The sequence below is a fragment of the Streptomyces piniterrae genome, assembly GCF_005048155.1.
GTDB classification, from domain to species: Bacteria; Actinomycetota; Actinomycetes; order Streptomycetales; family Streptomycetaceae; genus Streptomyces; species Streptomyces piniterrae.
Genome location: NZ_SUMB01000006.1, coordinates 390,329 through 407,982, shown reverse-complemented (window position 1 = coordinate 407,982; position 17,654 = coordinate 390,329). Strand labels below are relative to the sequence as shown.

At 71.8% G+C, this 17,654-nt stretch carries 15 protein-coding genes; 10 read left to right on the top strand and 5 right to left on the bottom strand.

The genetic code is table 11. The features are described from left to right. Window positions 1-144 precede the first annotated feature (144 nt). From FCH28_RS20310 to FCH28_RS20290, 5 genes are all read left to right on the top strand, one after another. On the top strand, window positions 145-1,146 hold the full coding sequence (locus FCH28_RS20310; protein ID WP_136741468.1) for a sigma-70 family RNA polymerase sigma factor: 1,002 nt from the start codon (window positions 145-147) through the stop codon (window positions 1,144-1,146). A 299-nt stretch (window positions 1,147-1,445) separates the two neighbouring features. Beyond that, window positions 1,446-2,243, top strand: coding sequence for a DeoR/GlpR family DNA-binding transcription regulator (locus FCH28_RS20305; protein WP_136741467.1), 798 nt, complete (start codon window positions 1,446-1,448; stop codon window positions 2,241-2,243). Then, on the top strand, window positions 2,240-3,187 hold the full coding sequence (gene pfkB / locus FCH28_RS20300) for a 1-phosphofructokinase (RefSeq protein WP_136741466.1): 948 nt from the start codon (window positions 2,240-2,242) through the stop codon (window positions 3,185-3,187). Before FCH28_RS20305 ends, pfkB begins: the two co-directional genes overlap by 4 nt. Before the next feature lie 154 nt (window positions 3,188-3,341). Then, window positions 3,342-5,243 (top strand): PTS fructose transporter subunit IIABC, encoded by a 1,902-nt coding sequence (locus FCH28_RS20295; protein WP_136741465.1) that lies wholly within the window; start codon window positions 3,342-3,344, stop codon window positions 5,241-5,243. A 742-nt stretch (window positions 5,244-5,985) separates the two neighbouring features. Next, on the top strand, window positions 5,986-6,483 hold the full coding sequence (locus FCH28_RS20290; protein WP_136741464.1) for a MarR family winged helix-turn-helix transcriptional regulator: 498 nt from the start codon (window positions 5,986-5,988) through the stop codon (window positions 6,481-6,483). A gap of 246 nt (window positions 6,484-6,729) precedes the next feature. On the opposite strand, the gene FCH28_RS20285 is transcribed toward FCH28_RS20290, so the two are convergent. Both FCH28_RS20285 and FCH28_RS20280 read right to left on the bottom strand, forming a co-directional pair. Then, the gene (locus FCH28_RS20285; RefSeq protein ID WP_136741463.1) at window positions 6,730-8,259 is read right to left on the bottom strand and encodes an MFS transporter; all 1,530 of its coding nucleotides are present in this window, start codon (window positions 8,257-8,259) and stop codon (window positions 6,730-6,732) included. Between the two features lie 191 nt (window positions 8,260-8,450). Next, the gene (locus FCH28_RS20280; RefSeq protein ID WP_136741462.1) at window positions 8,451-9,131 is read right to left on the bottom strand and encodes a TetR/AcrR family transcriptional regulator; all 681 of its coding nucleotides are present in this window, start codon (window positions 9,129-9,131) and stop codon (window positions 8,451-8,453) included. 143 nt (window positions 9,132-9,274) lie between these two features. Between FCH28_RS20280 and FCH28_RS20275 the strand changes: the two genes are divergently transcribed. Then, entirely contained in the window at window positions 9,275-10,549 is a 1,275-nt protein-coding gene (locus FCH28_RS20275) for a M6 family metalloprotease domain-containing protein (protein ID WP_136741461.1), read from the top strand. Between the two features lie 50 nt (window positions 10,550-10,599). Here the strand turns inward: FCH28_RS20275 and FCH28_RS20270 are convergent, their stop codons facing one another. Continuing rightward, window positions 10,600-11,238 (bottom strand): TetR family transcriptional regulator, encoded by a 639-nt coding sequence (locus tag FCH28_RS20270; RefSeq protein ID WP_136741460.1) that lies wholly within the window; start codon window positions 11,236-11,238, stop codon window positions 10,600-10,602. Window positions 11,239-11,428: 190 nt separating this feature from the next. On the opposite strand from FCH28_RS20270, the gene FCH28_RS38190 reads away from it, so the two are divergent. The 4 genes from FCH28_RS38190 to FCH28_RS20255 all read left to right on the top strand — a co-directional run bounded on the left by FCH28_RS38190 (window position 11,429) and on the right by FCH28_RS20255 (window position 13,916). After that, on the top strand, window positions 11,429-11,593 hold the full coding sequence (locus FCH28_RS38190) for a hypothetical protein (RefSeq protein ID WP_169314209.1): 165 nt from the start codon (window positions 11,429-11,431) through the stop codon (window positions 11,591-11,593). Beyond that, the gene (locus tag FCH28_RS20265; RefSeq protein WP_136741459.1) at window positions 11,590-11,859 is read left to right on the top strand and encodes a DUF4190 domain-containing protein; all 270 of its coding nucleotides are present in this window, start codon (window positions 11,590-11,592) and stop codon (window positions 11,857-11,859) included. Before FCH28_RS38190 ends, FCH28_RS20265 begins: the two co-directional genes overlap by 4 nt. 111 nt (window positions 11,860-11,970) lie before the next feature. Beyond that, window positions 11,971-12,441 carry a hypothetical protein gene (locus FCH28_RS20260; protein WP_136741458.1) on the top strand — a complete coding sequence of 157 codons (471 nt, stop codon included), beginning with the start codon at window positions 11,971-11,973 and terminating at the stop codon, window positions 12,439-12,441. Window positions 12,442-12,455: 14 nt separating this feature from the next. After that, window positions 12,456-13,916, top strand: coding sequence for a hypothetical protein (locus FCH28_RS20255; RefSeq protein ID WP_136741457.1), 1,461 nt, complete (start codon window positions 12,456-12,458; stop codon window positions 13,914-13,916). On the opposite strand, the gene FCH28_RS20250 is transcribed toward FCH28_RS20255, so the two are convergent. Both FCH28_RS20250 and FCH28_RS20245 read right to left on the bottom strand, forming a co-directional pair. Further along, entirely contained in the window at window positions 13,809-16,055 is a 2,247-nt protein-coding gene (locus FCH28_RS20250; protein ID WP_136741456.1) for a tetratricopeptide repeat protein, read from the bottom strand. The genes FCH28_RS20255 and FCH28_RS20250 overlap by 108 nt on opposite strands. A gap of 84 nt (window positions 16,056-16,139) precedes the next feature. Further along, on the bottom strand, window positions 16,140-17,645 hold the full coding sequence (locus FCH28_RS20245) for a peptide MFS transporter (protein WP_136741455.1): 1,506 nt from the start codon (window positions 17,643-17,645) through the stop codon (window positions 16,140-16,142). Between the last annotated feature and the right edge of the window lie 9 nt (window positions 17,646-17,654).

Sequence of the window (17,654 nt, the reverse complement as noted above, 5' to 3'; positions counted from 1 at the left end):
TAGGGACGCGGCATGGGAATTCTGTCCGGATTCCAGCCGTTGTTTCCATCGGACGGGCCGCTCGGTCAATCATCGGGATCCCGGTAGACCGCATCAGCCCGCTCCACCGTCCCGCGACCGACTCATCGCAAAGGGAGCACACGCATGGCAACCCGTGCCGTCGCCCGTCGTCAGGCCAGCAGCAGCGGTTCTGACGGGGCCAGCAGTGTTCGCGCCGTAGGCGGGGAGATCGCCGACCGCGACCTGGTCGGCATGTACCTCGACGAGATCGCGCGCACACCCCTGCTCGACGCTGCCAGGGAGGTCGAGCTGTCCCAGACCATCGAAGCGGGCGTGTATGCCCAGCAGATCCTGGACGGCGAGGTCACCGACGGCAATGCCGCAGGTGCCAGCCGCGAGGAGCTCGAGGCGCTGGCCGCCCAGAGCGCCAAGGCGAAGGACATCTTCATCCGTTCCAACCTGCGGCTGGTCGTCGCGGTCGCCCGCCGCTACCCGCGCGCCGGGCTGCCCCTGCTGGATCTGATCCAGGAGGGCAACGCCGGTCTGGTGCGTGCCGTGGAGAAGTTCGACTACGCCAAGGGCTTCAAGTTCTCCACGTATGCGACGTGGTGGATCCGGCAGGCCATCACCCGCTCCATCGCCGACCAGTCGCGCACGATCCGGCTGCCCGTGCACCTCGTGGAGGAGCTGGGCCGTATCCGCCGGGTGCAGCGCGAGTTCAACCGCGAGAACGGCCGCGACCCGGAGCCGGCGGAAGTCGCCGGCGAGCTGGGCTCGACGCCCGCGCGGGTCACCGACGTCCTGGACTGGGCGCGCGACCCGGTCAGTCTGAACATGTCGGTGGACGACGACGGCGACACCCAGTTCGGCGATCTGCTGGAGGACACCTCGGCTGCCTCGCCCGAGCAGTCCGTGCTCTCGCTGCTGCGCAGCGAGGAGCTGGAGGATCTGATCGACCGCCTCGACCACCGCACCGCCTCGATCATCAAGGCGCGGTACGGCATCGAGGACGGCCGCGAGCGCACGCTGACCGAGGTCGGCAAGCAGCACGGTCTGACCCGCGAGCGGATCCGCCAGATCGAGAAGCACGCGCTGCTCGAACTGAAGCGGATGGCGCATGACACGGGGTTCGAATCGGCCGCGTAGCGCGCGTGGCGGGGGATCGCCTGGTGCGTAAAGCTGACGCGGCTCCTACATGCCCACATGCCCAATAGACCGAGCATGCCCAACAGGCCGAGCTGCCTCCCGGACCGGCCGAACTCCTAGAGCTGACCGAGCCCCGACGTCATCCGCTGGCGTCGGGGCTTCGCTGTGTCCATGTGTGCGCGCTCCACCCGTGTCCGTTTGAGTCTGCCTGCCGCCCGAATCTGTTTACTTCACAGAAATCCCGGCGTAGCATCGCGCCGAAACCACAGGTTCGGGCATGGGAACGGACACAGACGCTGATGTATGCACCGGAGCGCCAGCAGGAGATCCTGCGCCTCGCCCGTGAGGGCGGGCGGGTGGATGTGCTCTCCCTGGCGGAGGAGTTCCAGGTCACCGCCGAGACCGTACGGCGTGACCTGAAGGCCCTGGACCGCGCCGGTCTGGTGCGCAGGGTGCACGGCGGCGCGATCCCGGCCGGCCGGCTGGACTTCGAGCCCGACCTCGCCGAGCGGGACGTCGTCGCCGCCGACGAGAAGCAGCGCATCGCGCGGGCCGCGCTCGCCGAACTCCCCGGCGGCCAGGACGGCGCCGCCGGCTCTGTCTCCACCGGCTCCGGCAGCGTGATCCTGGACGCCGGTACGACCGTCGCCCGGCTCGCCGCCGAGCTCCCGCTGGAGGCCGAGCTGACCGTCGTCACCCACGGCCTGCCGGTGGCCGCCCGGCTTGCCGACCACCCCGGGCTCACCCTCCACCTCGTAGGCGGCCGCATCCGGCACCGTACGCGGGCCGCGGTCGACGACTGGGCGCTGCGCGCCTACCGCGAGATCAACGCCGATGTGCTGTTCCTCGCGACCAACGGCTTCTCCCTCGACGGCGGACTGACCACCCCCGACCTGGCGGAGGCCGCCGTCAAACGGGCCCTGATCCGTGCCGCCCGCCGGGTCGTCCTGCTCGCCGACTCCGCCAAGTTCGGGCAGCAGCACTTCGCCCGCTTCGGCGAGCTGTCGGACGTGGACCTGCTCATCACCGACACCGGGCTGAGCCCCGACGACGCCCTCGCCATCGAGCGCGCGGGCACGGAAGTAGTGCGCGCATGATCCTCACCGTCACGCCCAATCCCAGCCTGGACCGTACGTACGAGATACCGGCGCTGGACCGTGGCGCGGTGCTCCGGGCCACTGCAGACCGGGTCGACCCGGGCGGCAAGGGCGTCAATGTCTCGCGGGCGGTCGCCGCCGCCGGGCACCGCACCCTCGCGGTGCTGCCGGTGGGCGGCCCCGCGGGCGCCGCGCTGGCCGGGCTGCTGGGCGCCGAGGGCATCGAGGTGGCGGGCGTGCCGGTGGCCGGCCAGACCCGCTCCAACATCTCCGTCGCGGAGCCGGACGGCACCCTCACAAAGATCAACGCGACCGGGCCCGAGCTGACCCCCGAGGAGTCGGAGGCGCTGCTGACGACGGTCGGCGAGCGTTCGGCGGGCGCCGACTGGATCGCCTGCTGCGGCAGCCTGCCGCGCGGTCTGGCCCCCGAGTGGTACGCCGAACTCGTCGCGCGGGCGCACCGCGCCGGCGCCCGTATCGCCCTGGACACGTCGGGCCCTTCGCTGACCGCGGCCCTGCGCGAACGCCCTGACGTCGTCAAGCCGAACGCCGAGGAACTCGGGCAGGCCGTCGGCCGCCCGCTCTCGACCATCGGCGACGCGGTCAGGGCCGCCGAGGAACTGCGCGCCCGGGGCGCCCGCGCCGTACTGGCCTCCCTGGGGGCCGACGGCCAGCTGCTGGTCGACGCGGACGGCGCGCACTTCGGCAGCGCCCGGGTCGCCGCCGTACGCAGCAACGTCGGCGCGGGCGATGCCTCGCTCGCCGGCTTCCTCACGGCGGGCGGCACCGGCGTACGGGCCCTGGCCGCGGCGGTGGCCCATGGCGCGGCCGCCGTCCAGCTCCCCGGAAGCCTGATGCCGACACCGGCGGATCTGGAGCCGGCGGCGGTCGCGATCACCGGCGAGGTGCCGCTCGACCGCCCGCTGACGGAGCCGGTGCCTTGAGCGGCGGGCGCCGGACGACCCCCCTCCGCTTACCCGACCAGCCCCTTCCCGCCCTCTCCGACTCCTCCCCCGGCTGACGCGGGGAGGCGCCCCAGCCACCCCCCGTCCCGTCCCCACCGCCCGTCCGGCGGTAACGCGAGCAAGGGAGCCCGCGATGAGTGAGCTGATCACCGCGGAACTGGTCGACCTCGACCTGTCCGCCGAAACGAAGGACGCCGCCGCCCGGTCGCTGGCCGAGCGGATGGTCGCGTCCGGCCGCGTCACCGACCTGGAGGGCTACCTCGCGGATGTGGCCGCACGCGAGGCCCAGATGCCGACCGGCCTGGACGGCGGCATCGGCATTCCGCACTGTCGCAGCGAGCACGTCACGGAACCGACGCTGGCCTTCGGACGCAGCGCCGCCGGTGTCGACTTCGGCGCGCCGGACGGCCCGGCGGACCTGATCTTCCTGATCGCGGCCCCCACGGGCGGCGACGCGGACCATCTGTCGATCCTCTCGACCCTCGCCCGCCACCTGATGGACGAGGCCTTCACCGGCGCACTGCGCTCCGCGACCGATCCGGCGGAGGCCGCGGCTCTCATACGAGGCGACGAGCCGGCGGCGGAGACGTCGGAGCCCGCCCCCACCGCACCCCCCTTCCGCATAGTCGCCGTCACCTCCTGTCCCACCGGCATCGCGCACACCTACATGGCCGCCGAGTCGCTGGAGAAGGCCGGCCGGGAAGCCGGCGTCGAGCTGACCGTCGAGACACAGGGCTCGGCCGGCTTCGAGCGCCTGGACCCGCGGCTGGTCGCGGACGCGGACGGCGTGATCTTCGCGCATGACGTCGAGGTACGGGACAAGGACCGGTTCGCCGGGAAGCCCACCGTGGACGTCGGCGTGAAGGCGGGCATCAACCGCCCGGCCGAACTCATCGCCGAGGTACGGGAGAAGGCCGAACGCGGCGAGGTCGGCGCGCCGGCGCGGGCCGCCGCGCCCATGGACAAGAACGCCGACACGGCGGACGGCTTCGCCACCCGCCTGCGCAAGTGGCTGATGACCGGCGTCAGTTACATGGTGCCGTTCGTCGCCGCCGGCGGCCTCCTCATCGCCCTCGCCTTCGCCATCGGCGGCTACACGATCGACAAGGCGCCGTCCGTCGCCGAGCACTTCATCTGGACCGAGTCGGCGAGCTGGGCGGCGCTGTTCTTCCAGGTCGGCGGCGTGGCGTTCGGTTTCCTCGTCCCCGTCCTGGCCGGCTTCATCGCGTACGGCATGGCCGACCGGCCCGGCCTCGTCCCGGGCTTCGTGGGCGGCGCCATCGCGCTCACCGTCAATGCGGGCTTCCTCGGCGGCCTGATCGCCGGCCTCCTGGCGGGCGCGGTGGTGATGGCGATCCAACGGGTCGGCATCCCGCCGGTCCTGCGCGGCATCATGCCCGTTGTCGTGATCCCGCTGATCTCCTCGGCGATCGTCGGCTTCCTGATGTTCCTGGTGATCGGCAAGCCGATCGCCGCGCTCCAAAAGGCCCTGACCGACTGGCTGTCCGGCCTCTCCGGCGCCAACGCGATCATCCTCGGCGTGATCCTCGGCCTGATGATGTGCTTCGACCTGGGCGGCCCGCTGAACAAGGTCGCGTACGCCTTCGCGGTCGGCGGCCTCGCCAACCCCAACGAGGGCAGTCTGAAGGTCATGGCCGCGGTGATGGCGGCCGGCATGGTCCCGCCGCTGGCCATGGCTCTGGCCACGACCGTCCGCGGGCGGCTCTTCACCAAGGCGGAGCGGGAGAACGGCAAGGCGGCGTGGGTGCTCGGCGCCTCCTTCATCACCGAGGGCGCCATCCCGTTCGCCGCCGCGGACCCACTGCGCGTCATCCCGTCCGCGATGGCCGGCGGCGCGGTCACCGGCGCGCTGTCGATGGCCTTCGGCTGCACGCTCCGCGCTCCGCACGGCGGCATCTTCGTGGTCCCGCTGATCGGCCAGCCGCTGCTCTACCTGCTCGCGGTCGCCGCCGGTACGGGCGTCAGCACGGCTCTGGTGGTCCTGCTCAAGGGTTCCCGCTGCGCTCGGCCTTAGCGGTCTTGGTTCCGGCCGTTGTCGCGGGGTCGCTGCGCTTGGGCTTAGCCGGCTTGGTTGCTCGCCGTTGTCGCCTGTCGCGGCGTGGGGGGTTGTCGCCGTTGCGGTCCGCTGCGCTTTGCCTGGGCCGCGTCTTTGGCTGTCCCGGCGTGGGGGTGTCGCGCCGTTGCGCCTGCGGCGGGCGGGGTCGCTGCGCGGGGCTGTCGGGTGCGGTGACGGGCCGCACGACTCCGTCCCGCGGCCCGTCCCCTCCCGTTGGGGTGGGGACGGATGAGGTGGCTGGTGTGCGGCGGTGTGTTGCCGGGTGCGGGTCGCCTGCGAGGCGCCTGCGGCGGGCGGGGCCGGTGGACTGGTCGCTGCGTTGCCGGGTGCGCGTGCACGAGTCCGTTGCCCCGGTCCCGCCCCTTCCCGAAACCGGGGCCAGGCCCCGGACCCCGAAACCGGGGCGAGGCCCCGGGCCCCCGAGGGGTCCGCTGAGGGACCACCGGCGGATCCGACCACCGGCCACGGCTCTCGGCCCACAAGCCGCAGTCGACGACGTACGGCAAGGCGCACCATCTCCCACCACCCACCCACGGGAGGGGCCGGAACTCATGACGGAGTCCTGAGTTCCGGCACCGCAGCCGAAAAGCCCCGCGCAGCGGCAACAGCCCACACCAACCACAACGGCGGGACAGCCGAAAACGGCGGGCACCAAACCGGCTAAGCCCAAGCGCAGCGAACCGGTGAGAGAGTGGATGGCATGAGCAACGAACCCGCAGCCGAGCCGCGCTGGCTCAGCGACGAGGAGCAATACGCCTGGCAGTCCTACCTCCACGCGACCACGCTGCTGGAGGACCATCTCGACCGCCAGCTACAGCGCGACGCCGGGATGCCGCACATCTATTACGGCCTGCTCGTCCAGCTGTCGCGTGCGCCGCGGCGCCGGATGCGGATGACCGAGCTGGCACAGAACGCCAAGATCACCCGGTCCCGGCTCTCGCATGCCGTCGCTCGCCTGGAGAAGAACGGCTGGGTGCGCCGCGAGGACTGTCCGTCCGACAAGCGGGGGCAGAACGCCTTCCTCACGGACGAGGGAATGCGCGTGCTGGAGAAGGCGGCCCCGGGGCACGTCGCCGCCGTCCGCGCCGCGATCTTCGACCGGCTCTCCCCCGAGCAGGTCGGCCAACTGGCCGAGATCTGCCGGGTGATGGCCGACGGGCTGCAGCCGAACGGCGCCGACCTCCCCTGGCTCCGCTGACGAGAACCGGACGAGGGCGACGCCTTTTCTGGCTTGTCTGGCTTCGAGCCTTCGGGCTTTCGAGCCTTCGGGCTTCGAGCCTTCGGGCTTCGGGCGTTCGGGCTTCGAGCCTTCGGGCTTCGGGCGTTCGGGCTTCGAGCCTTCGAGCTTCGAGCTTCGAGCCTTCGAGCTTTCGGATGATCTTGCGGGAGGGGGCGGAGGCTCCGACACGCACGGGCACCGCCACTCCCCTCCCGGCGTCGCGGCTCAGTGCGCCATGACCGGAACCGGAACCTCGTCCCCCGCGGCCGCGTCCGCGGTCTCGCCGTCGCCGGAGGAGGCGACGGGCGAACCGCCGCCCTGGTGCCCGGTGTTGACGAGGGTGAAGGCGATCGCGGCCGCCAGGAGCAGGATGCCGACCGCCCACCAGATGGCGGTGCTGTAGCCGTGCACCATCGACTGGAGCTTGAGCAGATCACGCGAAGGCGCGCCGGCCGCGTGCGAGGCGGCGTACGCGCTGGTGGCGCTGGCCGCGATGGTGTTCAGCAGGGCCGTACCGATCGCGCCGCCGACCTGCTGCGAGGTGTTGACCATCGCGGAGGCGACACCCGCGTCGCGCGGCTGGACGCCGTGCGTGGACAGTGACATGGCCGGCATGAACGCCGTACCCATGCCGAGGCCCAGCAGCAGGAACGCGGGCAGGATCAGCGCCGGGTAGGACGTGTCCAGGTCGATCTGGGTCAGCACCAGCATGCCGAGCGCGGCGACCACGAAGCCCGGCGCCATCAGCAGCCGCGGCCGGACCCGGGTCATGAGCCGGGCACCGATCTGCGTCGAGCCGGTGATCATGCCCGCGATCATCGGGAGGAAGGCCAGACCGGTCGCGACCGGGGTGTAGCCCTTCACGATCTGCAGGTAGTAGGTCAGGAACAGGAAGAGGCCGAACATGCCGATGATCGCCAGACCGAGCGACGCGTAGACGCCGGCGCGGTTCCGCTCGGAGACCACCCGCAGCGGCAGCAGCGGGGCCTTCACCTTGGACTCGACCAGGACGAACGCCAGCAGCAGCACGGCCGCCGCGGCGAACAGTCCGAGGGTCGGGCCGGCCAGCCAGCCGTCGGACTCGGCACGCGTGAACCCGTACACCAGTGAGACCAGGCCGAGCGTGGCCAGGATGACGCCGGGGACGTCCAGGCGGGAGGGGTTACGGCTGTCCGCGGGCTCGCGGATGACCAGGACGGCGCCGGTCGCGGCGACCACGGCGAACGGGATGTTGACGAAGAACGTCCAGCGCCAGTCCATGTACTCGGTGAGCACACCGCCGAGGATCAGACCCACGGCGCCGCCACCACCGGCGATCGCACCGAAGATGCCGAACGCCTTGGCGCGCTCCTTGGCCTCGGTGAACGTCACCGCGAGCAGCGACAGCGCGGCCGGTGCCAGCAGCGCGCCGAAGACACCCTGCAACGCCCGCGCGCCCAGCAGCATCCCCTGGTTCGCGGCGGCCCCGCCGAGCGCGGAGGCCGCCGCGAAACCGACGAGCCCGATGATGAAGGTCCGCTTACGGCCGAACAGGTCGGCGACGCGTCCGCCGAAGAGCAGCAGACCGCCGAAGGCCAGGGCGTAGGCGGTGATGACCCACTGCCTGTTGGCGTCGGAGATACCGAGGTCCGCCTGGGCGGACGGCAGCGCGATGTTCACGATCGTCGCGTCGAGCACGACCATCAGCTGCGCGAGGGCGATGAATATCAGCGCTTTCCAGCGCCGGGGATCGACGGATGTGGCTGTTTCAGGCATGGAGGGGTCCACCTAGTGGTGCGGTGAGCGGATAACGGGACGTGGAATGGGGTGTGCAACGGGACGTGGAATGGGGTGTGTAGCGGGACGTGGAATGGGGTGTGTAGCGGGACGGGCCGGGTGCTACGAGGCGGATGGTTCGGGTGTTGCTGGTGTTACCGGTGTTGCCGGTGATACGTGCTGTGCCGGTGTCACGGACGGCGCCTCAGGTCGTCCAACGTGGCGGCGGAGCCGGGCAGTTCGGAGCGGGCGGGCGTCAGCAGACCGTCCAGGAACAGCTGCAGATGCCGGTGCACGAACCTGTCGAAGTCCGCACAGCCACTGCTCGGGAGCGGGCGCGTGAGCTGGGTGATCGCGACCATCAGGTCACCGACGGCGATGTCGGTACGCAGCTGGCCGCTGTCGCGCGCGGCGCCCATGACGGCCTCGATGGCCGCCTCCAGACGTTCGCGCGCCGCGAGCAGTTCGGGATGCGCCGGGTCGACACCGTCCGAGAGCAGCGGGCACAGCGCACCGATCCGCTCCTCCACCGCGTCGTGGACGAAGCGCCTCAGCGCTTGGAAAGCATCGGACTCCTCGGCGAGGGCGCGCTCCGCGCAGTCCGCGGTGCGGGACATGACGGAGAGCGTGACGTGGTGGATCAACTCCAGGCGATCCGCGAAGTGACGATAGAGCGTCGCATTTCCGACGCCCGCGCGTCGAGCGATTTCATCGAGCGGGACCTCGGCCCCGAACTCGACCATCGTCTCGCGGGCGGCCGCGATGATCCGTTCCCGATTGCGCAGGGCGTCGGCCCGCAGACGGGGCTGCGGGGACGTACGGCTGTCGGTCGCGGTCACGCGGCACGCTCCTCTCGTCGTTGGGCCGGCCATCGGGTTCGTCTGGTTAAACGGGGAGACACTCCCCGGATATTTCACCGGTGAGCGTGAACTGGATCACATTGAGCGACAGGGCGTGCCTCCAGATGACGTAATCCGGCGCGCGGGCGATCAACCGGCGACACAGGGTGATCGATATGAGGCAGAGGCAGAAGATATCCGCGGCCCTGGCCGCCAGCGCGGCGACCGCCGCCGCCGCGGCCGCCACCATGGCGATGGGCTCGCCGCCTCCCACCACGGACATACCCCCGGCGGTCGGCGCACCCCCGAGCGGACCGTGCGCCCTCCCCGGCATCCGGGACGACGTCTCCGAATCCGCGACCACCCCCGCCGGCTACGCCCGCTCGTACGGGACCGTGAAGGCCCTCATCCTCTTCGTCGACTTCCCGGACGCCCGCGCCACCCTCAGCCCCCGCGCCCGCTTCGCCGAGTTCTTCCCCGCCGCCACGGACTTCTTCCGCACCAGCTCGTACGGCCGGCTCAGCTACCACCCCAAGCCCCTCCTGAGGTGGATCCACATGCCGCAGCCGGTCTCCGCGTACGGCATCACCCGCGGCGGCGCCTTCGACCCGGATTCGGACACCGGCTATTACGCCCTCTCACGGGACCTCGTGCGCGCCGTCGACGCCTCGGTCGACTTCCGCGGATACGACATCATCAACGTCCTGGCCACGCCCAACGCGGGCCCGGCCGCGACCCGTACGGTCCTGTCGGTCACCTTCAGCGGCGGTGACATGGGGCTGCGGACCGCCGACGGGGTGCCGTTCCGGAACGCGTCCTTCATCTGGAGCCGGCAGGTCGGGGACAGCGCCTTCCGCGTCCTCAACCATGAGAACGCGCACTCCTTCGGCCTCCCCGACCTCTACTACGCCAACGGCCGCGACACCCCGGCCCTGGTCGGTCACTGGGACCCGATGGACGAGGACTGGGGGCCGAGCAACGACTTCCTCGGCTGGCACAAGTGGAAACTCGGCTGGCTCGCCGCGGACCAGGTGCGCTGCGCACCGCGGGGCGGCCCGGCCGCCGAACACACCCTCAGCCCGGCCGCCGCGGTCGGCGGCACCAAGATCGTCGTCATCCCGACCGCCGCCCGCACCGCCCTCGTCGTCGAGGCCCGCAGCCGCGGCCCGCGCGACCCGGCAGTCTGCCGCCCCGGCGTGCTGATCTATCGCGTCGCCACCGACGTCCCCTCGGGGCACGGCCCGCTGCGCGTCGTGGACGCCAACCCGCGCAGCAGGGGCTGCTTCACCACGAACAAGTACGTCGACGCCGAGCTGACCGATGCCACATTCCGGCCGGGCGCCATCTACACGGACCGCGCGAGCGGCGCCTCGGTCACCGTCCTGGAGGAGCGGGCGGACGGCACGTACCGGGTACGAATATCCCCGGCGGCGCGTGATCCGCGTGCGTGATCCGCGTGCGTGATCCGCGTGCGTGATCCGGCGTCGCTCGCGCGGGGCGCCTATTCGCCGCCGGCCGCCATCCAGTGCCGCCGCCCGATGCTGATCAGGCGCAGCTGCCGCCGGGCCACCCGCACCACCCGCTCGGCCTCCCCCGGCTCCCCGTCCTCCGCGTCGAGCAGCGCGGCGGCCGTCGTCACCAGCCGGTCCACATACAGCTCGGCCAGCATCCACACGTCGTCGTCGCGCCAACCGTCCGACACCGGCTGGGTCTTGAGCGCCGCCGCGACCTCCTCGGCGAACCGGTCCAGCTCGCCGGCGATGGCCTGCCGTACGGCGCGTACGCCGCCGTGCCGTTCGCGCGCCACGAACCGTATGTGCGCGGGGTGTTCGCGCACATGCCGCTCGACGACCTCGACGGTCCGGTCTATCCGTTCCTCGGCGCCGGCCTGCTCGGCGAGGATCGCGCGCACCATCGCATGCAGACTGCCCAGCGCCTCCTCGACGAGGGCGACGCCCAGCTCGCCCATATCCCTGAAGTGCCGGTAGAACGCGGTCGGGGCGACCCCCACCACCCGCGTCACCTCCCGCAGTCCCAGGCTGCTCAGGCTCTGCTCCTCCAAGAGGCCGAGCGCCGCGTCGAGCAACGCCTGGCGGGTTTTCTGCTTCTGGGCCTGTCGGACTCCAAGGGTGTGACTCATGTCATCCAGTAAACAACCGTTCTCCGAACACTTCCACTCGTGGGCAGTCGTAGACTGAGGAGTGTCAGTGAACAACTGTCCTCTGAAGTGTTCGGAGCAGCGTCCTGGACCGTTCGCCGAACCGTCCGGAACCGTTCACCGACCTCCTGTCCATCCTCCCGTCCGTCCCTTCGAACTGGAAAGGCAGATCATGCTCTTCCTCGTCGCAGCCCTCCTCCTGATGGGGATCATGCTGGGCACCGCGGCACACCTCCCCCTCCCTCTCACCCTGGTCGCCGCGGCCGTCATCGCCGGCTGGCTGCTCGTCTTCGCCGTTCGCGAACGCCACCACAACGCCGAGGGAGCCTCCCGATGACCACGCTCAGCGAACCCCTCGACCGGGCCCGCCCGCACGCCGACGGCATGGCCGTGGCCTCGTTCGTCCTCGGCCTGCTCGGCACCCTGGTGCTCAACCTCGTCCTGGGCCCCTGCGCCCTGATCCTCGGCGCCCTGGCCCTGGTCCGCCGCACCAACCGACGCGGTCGCGCCCTCCTGGGCATCGCCCTCGGCACCGCCGACCTGATCATCCTCGCCATCCTCACCGCGGTGGACGGCACGGTCAGCTGGGGCTTCGGCGGCTGACCCGGCCCGGTCCGACCAACCCCCCACACCCCCACACCCCTGCCGGGCGGGCGTCGCTCGCTTCCCGGAGCTCCTGGCGCTGCGTAGGGTGAGCGCGCGGGAGTACGGATCATGGGGGCGGGCGATATGTGGGACGAACGGCGGCTGAACGCATTCCCGGCTGCCGTCCCGGGCCCGCCGTCCCGATGGGGCACCGTCGCCGCCGAACGTACGGTGCTGGGCGTCATCCACAACGTCACCTCGGCGACCCGGCTGCTCGATCTCCTCACCGTTTTCGACGGTGATCCGCGCGTGGCGGTGCAATTCACCTGCACCGGATCGTCGCCTTTCGGTGGCGGTATCGCGGAATTCATCACCGCCCATGAATTGCCCTATGTCTCGTGGGACGAAGTCCGGAAATCCACCTTCGACCTTGCGATAAGCACCAGCCGGGGTGGAGATCTCCAGCAAATATCGGCACCGATCATTGGCACGCCACATGGCGCTGGCTACAATAAAACGCTCCGCCGGGAGCCGGGAGCCGGGAGCCGGGAGCCGGGAGCCGGGAGCCGGAGGCTTATGGGCTGGCGGCGGAGTGGCTGAAGCACGAGGGCGAGTTGATTCCCGCCGCGATCGTGCTGTCCCATGACGAGCAGCGCGAACGGCTGCGCCGCGGCTGCCCCGAGGCCGTCCCCCGATCCCATGTGATCGGCGATCCCTGTGCCGACCAGATCCGGATTTCCGCCCCGTTCCGCGAGGAATATCGTACGGCCCTCGGAATTCGCCCCGGCCAAAAGCTGGTACTGCTCACCTCGACATGGGGCGAGCGCTCTTTCCTGGGCCGCAGCCCCGCCCCCGGCGCCCCGAGCGATCCCGGAATCATCCGGCGCGCCCTCGCCGAACTCCCCGTCGACGAATACCGCGCCCTCGCCGCCATCCACCCCAACGCCTGGCACTGGCACGGCGGCTGGCAGATCCGCTCCTGGCTGGAACCGTATATCCGCGCGGGACTCCTCGTACCCACCCCGGAAAGCGATAGCTGGAAAGCCGCGATCTGCGCGGCCGACGCGTTCATAGGCGATCACGGTTCGCTGACCCTCTACGCGGCCGCGCACGGGCTCCCCGGTCTGCTCGCCTCCTTCGACGACGACTGCGTGGCCGCCGGCTCGCCCATGGCACGGCTCGGCGAGTTGCTGCCGCGCGTATCGCCGTCCCTGCCGCTCCGGCAGCAGCTCGCGCACGCCGCCCGCCGGCAGCCCGGCGACGCCCGGATCGCGCGGGCCGCCGCCCAGGTCACCTCCCGCCCCGGCGAGGCGCTTTCCCGGCTGCGCGAGCTCTGTTACGCCCATCTGGGACTCGCCGAACCGGTGGATCCTGTCGTGCCGCGCCCCGTCGCGCTGCCGGTTGAGCGGACCGCGCCCCGTCGCACTCCGCTCGCCCAGCCGTTGTTCGTGGCGACGCGGTTCACCGATGCCGAAGCGGGCGAGGAGGGACCCGGACGCCCCCAGGTGACCGTCCGGCGCTATCCGGCGGCCCTTCAGGGGGAGCGCGGAACTCACCTGACGGACCCTCATGTCGTTGTCGAGGAAGGTGAACCCGAAGAGCGCTGGGCGGGCGTGGCCGACATCGTGGTGATCCGCAGGTCGACGCCGCGGGGGCCGACGCCGGCGCCCGAGCGGCTGTTCACCCGCCATCCCGGCTGCATCGTCGTGGCCGTCCCCGCCCCTGCCGGCTCCGCCGGCGACTGCACGCTCCACCTGCGCGACGGACGCGAGTTCACGGCCCGCTGGGGCGGCAGCGCCTGGTGGACGGAGCCCGCCGTGGCCGCCTCCGCGCTCCACGCCTGGCTGACCCGCGACGAGGAGGACGACGCCGCCGAGGTCACGATCGATGTCGCCATCGGCCCCGAGCCCGCCGGCTCCGATGCCGATGCCGGCGAGTCGCCCGCGCCTCTGCCCCTGTCGCTGTCCCTATCGCTGCCCCTGGTCCCGCCCCTGCCCGGGAGTCGTCCCGGCCAGCCGGCGCAGCGCTTGCTCCGCCTGGAGACTCCCCAGCCGCCGGTAGACGGCCAGAGCTGACTCCCAGTCAGCTCTGGCCCGCTCGCGCTCCCCCTGCGCGCCGAGCGCGTCGCCCCGCACGAGAAGGGCGTCCGCCCGCTCCTTGGGCGCGTCGACCGCCCTCTCCGCGAACAGTCGCAGTGCCTCCTCGATCCGCGCCAGCGCCTCATCGGGACGATCCGCCGCAAGGCGGGCCTGGGCGTAACGGGTGAGGCTCTTCGCCTCGTTGAACCGATCCGGTTCCGGGAGCCCGGCGAACTGGCGACGCGCCGACAGCAGCAGTCCCGCGGCTTCCTCGTGCTCCCCGGCAGCACCGGCGGCAACACCCCGGTGCAGCTCCAGCAGGGCGCGTCCGCGCGGATGGTCGAGGCTGCCCAGCGCCCGCAGCGCCTGCCCGAACAGATCGAGGGCCTCCAGGGGGCGTCCCTGGCGCGAGGCGATCTGCCCGAGCCCCTCCAGGGCGGAGGACTCGGTGCGGGGGTGGGCCGCCTCCCGGGCCAGCGCCAACGCCCGCCCGTAGTGCTCCCGAGCCGCCGCGAGGTCCTCGTCGGACCCCCGGTCGATCAACGCGAAGCCCATCTCGTAGTGCATACGAGCCGCCACGAGCACGCCGTCGTTCCCCAGACGCTCGGCGGCCCGCACGCCCCGGCCGCACACCTCGATCCAGAGAACGTGGTGCTTGCGCCGGAAGAAGAAGCCGTGCAGCGCCTCGACCAGCTGGCAGACGATGTCGTATCGCCGCTTCCCATAGGCGAGTTCGACGACGGCCGCGAGGTTCTCACGGTCCGCCTCCATCGCGTCGAGGGCCTGCTCCCTGCTGTCGAAGACGGCGGCGAGCAGCGCGGGATGGGCGAACATCGGGCCGAACCGCCACCGCTGCGACACCAGCGCCTCGGTGGCCGCGGCCCGCCGCACATACCAGTCGACGACACTCCCCGCGCCGTCCGGCTCCGCTCCCTCCGCACCCGCCAACTCACGGGCGTATTCATGCACCAGGCGATTCATCCGGCAGCGCCCCTCCCCCGCCGGATCCAGCAGATTCGCCTCCAGCAGAGCCCGTCTGGCGCGTGCACCCGCCATGCCCCCACCGGCCAGCGCCTCCACCAACCCGTCGGCGAACTCCGGCGTGGGATGCGAGCCCAGCGCACGGAACACATACGCCGTTTCCGCGTCGAGGCTATGATACAGACCGCCGAAGGCGACGCGAAGGGCGGCCGGGTAGTCGTCGGGCACGGTGAGCGCCTCCAAAAGCGGTCGCTGCATGGTCAGTTGCCGGGCCAGCTCGCGAACCCCGCCACCGAACGGATCCGCCGCACGCGCCCCCGCTATACGCGCCGCGAGCGGCAGCCCGCCCAGCGCGGGAATCACCACACGCAACGCGTCGGGCTCGCTCTCGGCCCGTACCGCACCCGTCTCGTCCAGCTCCTCCGTCCCGCCCATCTCCTCCGGCTCGTCCATCTCGGAGGCCCGTCTGAAGAGCTGGGTGCAGGCGGCGTCATCAAGGCCCGCGAGCGGGAAGTACCTGGGCCGGGACGGGGCAAGGGCCCTTAGCCCACTGAGCCGTTGCCGGCTGGTGAGCACCACCATGCTCGCCGGGTGCCCCGGCAGCAGCGGCACCACCTGAGCCGGGTTGACCACACCGTCCAGCAGCACCAGACAGGGCGCCCCGGCCGTGAGCGAGGTGAAGTACGCCGCCAAGTTCGCGGTTCCGGCCGGCATTTCGGCCCGCGGCGTCCCCAGCGCCCCGATGAAGGCCTCCAGCACGCCGGCGGGATCGCACGGCGACAGACTCCCCCGAGGACTCAGATCCGCGTAGAAGACTCCGCCGGGAAACTCCGCCTCCCGCCCGGCCGCCCAGTGCACCAACAAGCCCGTCTTGCCCATCCCCGGCGGCCCGCTGATCACCGCGATCTGCGCCGAAGTCCGCCCGTCACGCGCGCCGCACAACGCGTCCAGCCTCGCGCGAACACCTTCCCGGTCCACGAACCCCTCCGGCGAGGGCGGCCGCATACGGGGCACCCTCGGCGGCGTGATCCCGTGGAAGTGCACGGTGGCCTGCCCGGCCTGGACAACGGGCCCGAAGGTGCCACCGGAAATGCTGTTGTCGACGCTTCCGCCGATGCCGTCCCTGCCACCGCTGCCGCCGTTCACCGCGTTCACGCGACGCCACGCCCCCTGTCCGTCCGTCAGATCAGCACCTGGCCGAAGTGTTCCAGTCCCCACCGGCCACGGACAGCGATCCGGTCACGGCAGGTGCGGGCGCAGGCGTCGCGCGGTGGCGGCCACGGCGGCACCGACGGCGAGCACGGCGGTGCCCATGAGCAGGAAGTAGACGGACAGCGGGAGAACCGCGGTCAGCCGGTAGAGCTGGCCGCCCAGCACCACACCGACCGCGGCGAACATGCCGTTGAGGGCGAGGAAGCGGCTGGTGAAACCGGCCGGTGCGACGGCGGCGGCGAGCGCCAGCCCGGCCGGGGCGAGCACGATCTCGCCGAAGGAATACAGCAGATAGACCCCCATCAGCCAGCCCATGGAGACCGGGCCGTCCTGGGCCGCGACGGTGGCCGCGGCCATGATGACGAAGCTCAGTCCCGCCGCGACCAGCGCGCCCGCGAACTTCGTGGTCACCGCCCCGCGCAGCCGCGTCACGAACGGGGCCAGCAGCAGCACGAACAGCGGGTGCACCGACTGGAACCAGCTCGCGGGTATGTCGAAGCCGAGGGCGGCGCGGTCGGTGTGGCGCTCCGCGAACAGGGAGAGCACGGAGCCGCTCTGCGCGAAGATCATCCAGAACGCGGCGGAGGCCCCCATCACGGCGGTGAACGCCGAGAGCCGGTTGCCGTCGACGGGTGTACGGCGGCTCAGCGTGCGCAGATAGACGAACGGCAGGGTCAGGGTGGGCAGGCCCAGCAGCGCCAGCACCGCGGTCAGCGGCAGCACGCCGAGGGCGACCGCGGTGACCGCGGCGGCGGCGACCGCGAGGACCACGGACGCTCGCCGGACCGCCGTACGCGCCTCCGCGCGCGAGACCGGGCGCGGCGGCCGGCGGCCGACCTCCGCGAAGGCGCGCAGGCCGAAACCGAACTGGCCCAGGCCCACCACCATGCCGAAGGCCGCCGCGGCGAAGCCGAGATGCCAGGCGACCTTCTCGGCGAGCAGCCCGGTGACGACGGGGGCGAGCAGCGCGGAGAACTGGATGCACATGTAGAAGCGGGAGAACGCCTCCTCCCGCTTTCCGGCACCGCTGACGGCGGCGACCATCGCGGCCAGCGCGGGCTTGGTCAGGCCGGTGCCCGCGACGATGAGCGCGAGCCCGGCGTAGAGCGCGGGAGCGGAGGTGAGGGAGAGGACGGCGTGCCCGGTGGCGATGAGAGCGCCGCCCAGGAGTACCGCGCGGCGGGCGCCGAGCACCCGGTCGGCCAGCCAGCCGCCGGGCAGTCCGGCCATGAAGTTCAGGGACATATACGCGGCGAACAGCGCGGTGGCGGTCTGCGGGGCCATGCCCAGGCCGCCGTCGGCGGGGGCCGCGGTGAGGTAGAGCACCAGGATCGCGGCCATCCCGTAGAAGCTGAACCGCTCCCAGAGGTCGACGCCGAGCAGCGTGACGAAACCGCGCCGGGCTCCGGGGCCGGGGGCGCCGCCGTCCGGCATGGGGGGCACATACCTCCGCCCGGCACGGTCCTTCCGGTTCCGGGTGTCCTCGCGCGGCGGCGCGGCACCGCGGTCGTGCGACCTGCTCGGGCTTCCCACGGCTCTCTC